The 8,348-nt window shown below is 52.3% G+C and carries 8 protein-coding genes; 3 read left to right on the top strand and 5 right to left on the bottom strand.

Going from position 1 to position 8,348, the window contains the following annotated elements; translation table 11 throughout:
- On the bottom strand, positions 1–661 hold a 661-nt coding region (locus MVC73_RS09020; RefSeq protein WP_297510028.1), incomplete at its 3' end, for a putative RNA uridine N3 methyltransferase.
- A 654-nt stretch (positions 662–1,315) separates the two neighbouring features.
- Here MVC73_RS09020 and MVC73_RS09025 point away from each other — a divergent pair.
- The 3 genes from MVC73_RS09025 to MVC73_RS09035 all read left to right on the top strand — a co-directional run bounded on the left by MVC73_RS09025 (position 1,316) and on the right by MVC73_RS09035 (position 3,258).
- Positions 1,316–2,398: an ATP-binding protein gene (locus MVC73_RS09025; protein ID WP_297510015.1), complete on the top strand. Its 1,083-nt coding sequence runs from the start codon at positions 1,316–1,318 to the stop codon at positions 2,396–2,398.
- A 100-nt stretch (positions 2,399–2,498) separates the two neighbouring features.
- The gene (locus MVC73_RS09030) at positions 2,499–3,077 is read left to right on the top strand and encodes a hypothetical protein (protein WP_297510017.1); all 579 of its coding nucleotides are present in this window, start codon (positions 2,499–2,501) and stop codon (positions 3,075–3,077) included.
- Positions 3,037–3,258 (top strand): hypothetical protein, encoded by a 222-nt coding sequence (locus tag MVC73_RS09035; RefSeq protein WP_297510019.1) that lies wholly within the window; start codon positions 3,037–3,039, stop codon positions 3,256–3,258. Before MVC73_RS09030 ends, MVC73_RS09035 begins: the two co-directional genes overlap by 41 nt.
- A gap of 6 nt (positions 3,259–3,264) precedes the next feature.
- Here the strand turns inward: MVC73_RS09035 and MVC73_RS09040 are convergent, their stop codons facing one another.
- The 4 genes from MVC73_RS09040 to MVC73_RS09055 all read right to left on the bottom strand — a co-directional run.
- Complete coding sequence (locus tag MVC73_RS09040) at positions 3,265–4,224, bottom strand: hypothetical protein (protein WP_297510021.1); 960 nt, start codon at positions 4,222–4,224, stop codon at positions 3,265–3,267.
- A 155-nt stretch (positions 4,225–4,379) separates the two neighbouring features.
- The gene (locus MVC73_RS09045) at positions 4,380–5,669 is read right to left on the bottom strand and encodes an ATP-binding protein (RefSeq protein ID WP_297510023.1); all 1,290 of its coding nucleotides are present in this window, start codon (positions 5,667–5,669) and stop codon (positions 4,380–4,382) included.
- Between the two features lie 406 nt (positions 5,670–6,075).
- Entirely contained in the window at positions 6,076–7,437 is a 1,362-nt protein-coding gene (locus tag MVC73_RS09050) for an ATP-binding protein (protein WP_297510030.1), read from the bottom strand.
- Between the two features lie 51 nt (positions 7,438–7,488).
- The coding region (locus MVC73_RS09055; RefSeq protein ID WP_297510026.1) for an RNA ligase at positions 7,489–8,348 on the bottom strand (860 nt) is incomplete at its 5' end.

Consider the following 8,348-nt stretch of genomic DNA (forward strand, 5'->3'; position numbering starts at 1 on the left):
TATAATCCTCCTCGCCGAGGAGCTCGATCACGCCCTTCCTCGGTGAGCCGAAGACGAATCCGACCTCCCCCTCCAGCGGGGGAAGCTTCACCTCTCGGATGTCGCGACCCCTCCTTGAGGTCGCGATGACCAAATCCAGCCTGGCCTTTTTAAGTGTTTTCGCCAGTGACTTCCTCGTCAGGTGAACCCTGTACCCCCAGTATTCCTCCGGCTTCGCTGGTATCACCCTGAGCGGCCTTACCGAGACGATCCTGAACGTTGCGCGCCCTTCAACGTCCCCCTCGACCATCGCGAGGTCGTCGAGGCCGATGTCCGCGTAGACCCTGCGTCCCTTCCTAAAGGCGAAGCCCTCGCGGATTTCGCCGACCTTTGGCTTTCCCTTGAGCTTGTGGTGCGGCGTTCTGAGCGGCGGGATGACACCGACGTACTTGAGTTCGGGCATCAGCGGGAACAGCCTTTTGCGGAGGTACTGGGGTGTTTCCGCGTATTCAAGGATGGTCTTGATGAACCTGCCGTCCCTGCCGCCAGCCCTGTAGATCCAGACGTGCTCGACGCCAAAGATTGCACAGGCCCTGGCTATCTGCCCGACCTTGTACGTCCTGATCTTCGGGTCGTCGCTCTCTTCGAGGAGCGAATCTGGAATGAAGACGTGCCAGGCCATTTTTCCGTCATCCTTCGCTGTGGTCACTTCAACGCTGAAGTGGGGTCTATGGAGAGTATTTAAAAGGCTTTCGAACCCTTCCACCCTTTTTTGGTCTGGAAGGTATGCAACTTTTTTGCAAACAAAAGACAAGGGAGCTCCGCCCCCTTATCTCTCTGTACTCTCAAACCCCCGGAGTGGGGCTTCGCCCCACAACCCCACTTTTCTCTAAAACCTGGGAAACTACGTTTCCCCGCCTTCCTTATTCATTAATCCTCTGGGGGCTAACGCCCCCACACCCCCAGAAACTTTACCCTGCAAAGTTTGTTTGCTTCGCAAAGCGCTGGCGGAAAGTGATAAACTGTCCCTTAAGCCCTCTCTAACGAGGGTTTCCTTTCATTGAGATTTGGTTTTTGATTCAGAACATCTTCAGGGGCCTCCTTTTAAAAGGGTTTACTTCAAAAAGACGCCCGAAGGGCGTCAGCAGTAGGAAACCCTCACAAGACGCTCTCATCATGCATGTTCTTCGTTAGGCTGACGGTATCTTGAGGAAACCCATGTTGTAATCATTACCTTATTGGGGGAGAATTGTTTGATGAAACTTTGCGCAAGCAAAGGTTGGGGGAAAGCCTTTTAACTTGCAGGGGTGCAAGTAACTTGTGGGGGTGCAAGTTAATGCTGTTCTCACCCTACCCAAAGACGAAAAGGAAAGAACTGTTTGACAGGGAGCGGGAGCTCAGGGAGTTTGAAGAGGCAATAGAACGCGGGGAGAGGCTGATACTCCTCCTCGGGCTCAGAAGGCTGGGAAAAAGCTCCCTACTGAACGTTGCTCTCAACGAGCTTCCAAACCCATCAATTAAGATAGACGTGCGAAAAACATACTCCGAGTTCTCCTCTGTGAACAGGTACGTCATCGGGAAGATGCTCCTCTCGGCAATGAGCGGGAGGCAGAGGATTATCGAAGAGGCAAAGGTCTTCCTCGAAAGGGTTAAAGGCGTGAGTGTCTCAGGGGTTAAGGTCGAGATAACCTCAAAGGAGTTCTCGATAACCGAGCTCTTGGAGGCCCTCAACGAGTACGGCGAAAGGGCCGGAAGGATCATCATAGCGTTCGACGAGGCCCAGTACCTCCGCTTTGGCGGGGCGACAAAGTACGACGGGATTCTGGCTTACGCAATCGACAACCTCGAGAACCTGAGCTTCGTCCTGACTGGCTCTGAAGTGGGCCTGCTCTTCGATTTCCTCAAGTTCAACGACCCAAACGCTCCGCTCTTCGGCAGGTACCACCACAACATAACCCTCGAGAGGTTCAGCCCGGAGCTGAGCGCCGAGTTTCTGAGGAGGGGCTTTGAGGAAGGAAAAGTTAGGGTAGGCGAGCGCGAGATTGAGGCGACCGTTGAGGAACTCGACGGAATCGTCGGCTGGCTGGCACTCTACGGCTACGTCAGGGTTACGAGAGGGGTAGGACACGAAAAGGCTATCGAGGAAGTCCTCAGGGAGGCGAAATCAGTTGTGAACAGCGAGCTGTCAAAGCTCTTCGCCTACAGTCCGAGGTACAGGGTGATACTGAAGGCAATAAGCCTCGGCTATTCCCGCTGGAAGGAGGTCAAGGACTACCTCACGCTCAAGCTCGGCTACGTCAACGACTCCAACTTTTCAAAGCTTCTTGAGAACCTCGTGAAGTCTGGCTACGTCGAGAAGAGAAACGGGAGGTATAAGATTTCGGACCCCGTTCTTGAGAGGGTCTTCAGGGAACTTTAACTTGCACCCCTGCAAGCTACTTGTGGAGGTGCAAGTTGAGAGGAGGAGAGACGAGGAAAGTGCTAAATACACCGAGGGCCAAAAATCCAATGGGGATAGCATGGGGATTAAAATGGGGAAACCAATCGTAATCAACCGCGAACTAAGCGAGCTGGACGAGTTCGTACTGGAGGTAGTCAAGCTCATAGAAAAACACGCATCCTACGTAATAGTCAGCGGCTATGTCACGATTCTCTTCGGTCGCTCTCGCGGAACTGAGGACGTGGACTTTGTAATCGAAAGGATTCCGGAGCAGAGGTTCCTGAGGATGTGCGATGAGGCGGAGGCGAGAGGCTTCGAGTTCCTTAACCCGGAGGACTGCAGTGGCCTCTATGAAATGCCCGTCGAGAAAATGGGGATCCGGATGGCCAGAAGGGGGGAGATGATCCCAAACGCGGAGATAAAGTTTCCAAAGGACTACTTCCCTCGAGAAGCTCTTGAGAGAAGGATTCCCGTGGAGCTCAGCGGCAGAAGAATTTACATCTCACCGATAGAACTGCAGATAGCGTACAAGCTTTACCTTGGAAGCGATAAGGACTTCGAAGATGCGTTCTTCCTGTACGAACTGTTTAAGGACAACCTCGACGGGGCGATGCTCCGTGAATACGCGAAAAGGCTCGACGTCGAAGTACCGTTCTAAGCGCGACATGGAGGAGAGACTGGCCTTCATAAGGTTATACGTCAAGAGGCTGAAGGAGAACCCCGATGAGGTATTCAGACAGCAGGTGAAACTGATCAACTCGTTCCTTCAATCGGCCAAGGACTTCCCGCTCAGCAAAGAGGAGTACCTCAGGATGAAAAGGGTTAAAAAGCGGGCCTAAAGCCCCTCAGAGCTTCTTTATCTCCTCTACCCTGCGGAACTCTCCCCGCTTTATAATCTCAACCGCGAAGGCTATGAGGCCGATTTTCTGGAGGTTCTCAGCTGTGAGCTCTTCCTTTGAGAGCTCTTCGAGCATCGAGGCCAGCTTTTGGAGGGCTTTTTCCTTGGCTTTTTCAGAGTAGTCGGTGAACTCCAATGCCTGGAGGATTGACAGAACCTCAACCTTTTCGGCAGTTAAATCTGGAGAGATTGTCTTTGCCTTATGAGACTCTTTGGCTGGTGGTTGGATCCCCTTTGGTTTTATGTATTTGTGCAGCACTTGCCGCAATTCTTCCAAATATTGTAGCGTTTTTTCGGGATCCTTCGCAAACCTTTCTATAAACTCTTTCAGATCGTCCACCTTTTTTCCACGTGCCAGCCAGATTGTTGCATAGTCTACGTTGTCTGGTCCCCACGCATCTACGAGTTTCGCCACAACTTGTGCAACTTCCCGCAGCTTTGCCAAATCGTCGTCAGTTATTTTTTTACCTATTAACTCGTCGACGTATTCGCTTTTTTTTAGCGTTTCTTCTATCAAGTACCAGTTTATTCCAAGTGGGTCTTCGCTGTTGTGGTTCCATGGTTGAATGTGACTAACAGTATCTTCTAGCTGTAATATAGTAAGAAGATCGTGCGGTGTTGTGCCGAGAATACTCGCTGCTGCTTCACAGAATATTTTTATCCAAAGAGATAGTTTTGTGGCTGACGCAAGATCATGTTTGACTATTGGTTCCGCAGCACCTTTAGAAACACCAAAAGATCTCTCGAGTTCTTCGTACTTTTCCAGTGCCTTTTCACCTTCAGGATGAACGTATTCTATTAGCTGCCGCCACATTTTAGCAGTTTTATCATTATTACTAAAGAAGCCCTTCAGGTACCCCCTTTCCATCATATCGTTACCCTTATGCTTTGTGGCGAATACTATCATCCCTCACGCCCCCTCTCTCAATACGCGCAACTCTCTAAAATGCTTTTCTGCCCGAGGAGGAGTCACTAACTGCTTCCTGATCCTCTCAAAATCCCCAAATCCCAAACCCTCACCTTACAGACTATACCGCAGGCGGAAACAACACCGCCAACCACTCAAATAAACTCCCCAACCAGGAACTTCCACAGCGGCACCATCTCTATCGTGGTTTTCCCCCTTTCTATCCTTCCCTCAGAATCCCACGTAATCAACAGGGCATTTTTAAAGCCGAACTCCCTCGATGCCTTTCTCAGCGCGTTCACCTCACGCTTTAGCGTCTCCTCATCGCCAACGTCGTAGCTAACCTGTATGAGGACTCCTTCATCGGGCAGGACGAAATCGACCTCCCAGTTATCTCCGAGGGCGTAGTTGACTTCCTTTCCACGCCTGAGGATCTCGATGAAAACCGTGTTCTCCAAAAGCCTCCCGATGTTCTCGCTGAACTTTACGCTCAGAAACGTCAGGAACGATGTGTCAACGAAGTATATCTTTCTAGGGTGCTGCATCCTGAGCTTTACCTTAGAGGAATAAACCTCAATTGGGAAGGCGAAGTAGCACTCCCCGAGGTACCTCAGGTAGTTGGCAAGCGTTGATTTGGATATCGAATATCCCATGCTCCTCATCGTTCTGGCGGTTTTGCTCAGGCTCACGTACTCGGAGTTAAGGAGAAGCCTGGTGAACGCCCTGAGCTCCTCAGGGTTTCTGATCGAATACCTCTCAACGACGTCGAGGGCTATTATCGTGTTGAAGTAGTCCCTGACGATCAGCCTCTTGATCCTCACGTCTTTGGTCAGAACAACCTCTGGAAAGCCTCCGTAGAGGACGTACTCCCTCAGCAGGTTAAGGAGCACTGGCTTTTTGGAGCTGAAGTCCAGTTTCTCCGGCATTTCAAAGCCCTTGAACCTGAGAAACTCGCGGAAGCTCAGGGGGAAAACTTCAAAAGTCAGCGCCCTGCCCCGGAGTGATGTCGGAATCTCCCTGCTGGATAGCTTTGAGGAAGAGCCGCTCAGGAAGAGCCTCACATCCCCCCTCGAATCGTGAATTCGCCTCACCCACAGGTCCCAGTTTGGAATGTTCTGTATCTCATCCAGAAATAGGTACAGCCGTCCCTTCCTCCCATAGAGCTCCTCTATCGTCGGGATGAGCTCGGTTAGGGTTTCAACCTTCTTCTCAAGCCTCTCGTCCTCGAAGTTGACGTAGAACACCTCTTCCCTCGGGACTTTTTTCGACAGTTCGTTGATGAGCTGGAACATCAGGTAGGTTTTGCCGACCCTCCGGCAGCCTGCGAAGGTTACGACCTTTCTAGGTTCATCAGGAATCAGGGAAAGGTCAAAGTCCCTCTTGACCAGCTCGGGCGTCCACGTTTCCTGCCACTCCACCAGAACCTTTGCTAAATCTTCCCTCATGGGAGTTAATACTTTGGCATCTTTTATAAACCTTGTCCAGTATATCGAACAGTTATTTATAAAGAGGTGTTTTGTGAACTTGCCCAGCTTTTCCAGCACCAAAAGCCCGATACCAAAGAAACCGAGTCGATGTTTTTAATAAGAGAACCAGGAGTTTTCGACAAGGCAGGGGTAAAAAAGGCAGAGGGACATAGAGCCGAGCGGTCCCGAAAGGCCCGTCCGTTAAAAGCCTCGTGAAGGCTTTCTCCGCTTTTTCGAATTTTCCCTGAGGTTGTGGGGGGGCAAGCTTCATCACCGCAGTTGGGGGCACTTCAGAGCCTTGAACGCGGAGAGGATTTCAACTGCCTTTTCATCGGCGCCTTCTTCAACAACATCTTTCGCCCACCTGCCCCATAAGAGATATTGCTCACTCCTGCCTAAAACATCCCTCGAAGTCCTTCAAGTCCCACACCAGCCAGCCATCTTCCCTAAGCCCTACCTTTCCCTCAACCCTCTTTGCCACAATTCCGTAGCCCTTTTCCCAGCTCTCCAGCCCCACAAGCTCGCTCTTCCTCTCCAAATCCTTAAGAACTCCCCTCGCCTCCTTTTCGCTCAGCTCTTTCCACTTCACCTCGACGAAAAGAGCCTTCTTCTTCCTCTCGTTCAACGCCACGAGATCAATCTCCTCATTCTTATGCCACCAGCGGCCGATCTTTGTAAACGCAAATGGCAGCTTCCTAGCCCTATTTAGCTCGATTAAAAACTGCCCCACAACCTCTTCAAACACCCTGCCCACGTAGGCGTTGAAGTCGTCCCAGTCCATCCTGAAGGTCCCGATCTCTATCTTCCCCCTGTTGGGCTTTACGAAGCGGAACCAGAAAGCGAAGAAGTTGTCGTTAATGAAATAGCGTGCCTTCTTGCTCTTCTCGGATTCCGTAACGGGAACCTCGCGCCTCACGAGCTCGAGGGAGATAAGCGTTCTCAGGTATTTCGGCATGTCCTTGGATTCTATACCCGCGTAATGAGCGATCTCGCTGACTCTGTGCCTCCCGTTGGCGAGGGCCTCGAGGATCAGGTAGTAGCGGTGGACGTCGCCGAGTTCCTCCCGCAGGATGAACTCGGGCTCCTCGTAGAGTACGGAGGTGGGGGAGAACGCCACCCTCAGGAGTTCCTCCTCGAAGTTCCTCCCCTCAAAGAGTTTGAAGTACATGGGCACGCCGCCCGTCACCGAGTATATCCTCACGACGGTCTCGATGGGCGCGTTTTCGAAGTACTCGCGGACGTGGAAGAAGTTCAGGGGCTTAAGCTTGAGCTGGGCGGTCCTTCTGCCGTAGAGCGGATTCCCATACTCCATCAGCCCCTCCATCAACCCAATTATCGAGCCGCTCAAGATTAGGAAGAAGCGGTCGTCGAGGATTTCATCTATCACATGCTGAAAAACGGCTGGAGTGTTCCTATCCGAGAGCAAGAGGTAGGAGAACTCGTCTATGACGACCACCAGCCTGCCCCGAGTTCTGAGCTTGATGAGCTCAAAGGCCTCCCGAAAGTCGCGCACCTCGAGCCTTGGAAGCCCGAGGACCTCACTGGCCTCCCCGTAAAACCGCCTCGCGTTGGACTCCAGTCCGGCCCTGTCGGCCAGAAAGTAGATGGCTGACTTACCGTTAATGAACCTCTTAACGAGCTCGGTCTTTCCAACCCGCCTGCGCCCGTAGAGAATCAGAATCTCCTTTTTATCTGAGGAGTGGAGGGACTCAAGGAGGGCCAGCTCATCTTTTCGGTTGACAAACATTATCTTCACCAAGATAATCTTTGACAGGATAATGATTTAAGCCTTTCGGCCTCAGTCCACAAACGCCAGCCCGTTCCACAGCTCTCGTATCTCCCTCGTCGCGTCTGGGTAAACACGCTTGAAGGTTATCCTCCAGTAGCCGTTCTTCAAATCCTCGATGTCCTCGATGTGGATCTTCACGCCGAGTCTCTCGAAGTGGGTCACCATTTTATGGGCGGTCGTTATGTTCTTCACCCTAACCGTAAAGACCTCCTCGACCTCGCCGCCGTGCGCTACCTCGTGGATGCTCTCAACGAAGGGCCTCAGCAGGGCCTTTCCGAGGGCTTTGGCGTACTCGTCGAATTCCTCTCCCTTAACGTGCTTCTCAGCCAGGTAGAAGGCGAGCCTCTTTATCCTCCCCATGAAGTAGCCGTGAGGAAGGTCGAAGAATATGTGCGAGCCGATCTTGACATCGTTGATGTTGGCGTAGGGCGTCACGTACTTCGCGACCTTTTTCATGTCGGGGGTCTTCATGACGACCCCCTCCCTCCTCTCCTCGCTGAGCCTCTCTATGAGGTCGTGGAGTTCATCTATACTGGAGCGGTCGAAGAGGCCGAAGCGCTCAACCTGCGGAATTCCGTACTCCTCGGCGAGCTTATAGCGCTCCTCAACCGGCAGGCTCTTTCCGGTTCCCTTTTCCTGGATGTCGAAGAGGAAGAACTGAATATCTTCTTTCACGTAGGGCGGCCCCTCGACTATGTAGGGGCTCTCCGGCCCGGCCATCTCCCCCGCCAGGACGAGGTTAGGGTAGTCCCTGAAGAACTCGAGGTTCACAAAGTCACCTATCCTCTCGGTCGTGAAGGGGCAGACGAAGCCGCCGCGGGTGAGGGCGAGGACCCTTTCTTTGACCCTAACGACACGGACGTTATAGC

Source organism: Thermococcus sp., from assembly GCF_027052235.1.
Lineage (GTDB): Archaea > Methanobacteriota_B > Thermococci > Thermococcales > Thermococcaceae > Thermococcus.

Coding starts and splice junctions, on each gene's coding strand:
- MVC73_RS09025 (WP_297510015.1), top strand. CDS start 1,316: ATGCTGTTCTCACCCTACCCAAAGACGAAAAGGAAAGAACTGTTTGAC.
- MVC73_RS09030 (WP_297510017.1), top strand. CDS start 2,499: ATGGGGATTAAAATGGGGAAACCAATCGTAATCAACCGCGAACTAAGC.
- MVC73_RS09040 (WP_297510021.1), bottom strand. CDS start 4,224: ATGATAGTATTCGCCACAAAGCATAAGGGTAACGATATGATGGAAAGG.
- MVC73_RS09045 (WP_297510023.1), bottom strand. CDS start 5,669: ATGAGGGAAGATTTAGCAAAGGTTCTGGTGGAGTGGCAGGAAACGTGG.
- MVC73_RS09050 (WP_297510030.1), bottom strand. CDS start 7,437: ATGTTTGTCAACCGAAAAGATGAGCTGGCCCTCCTTGAGTCCCTCCAC.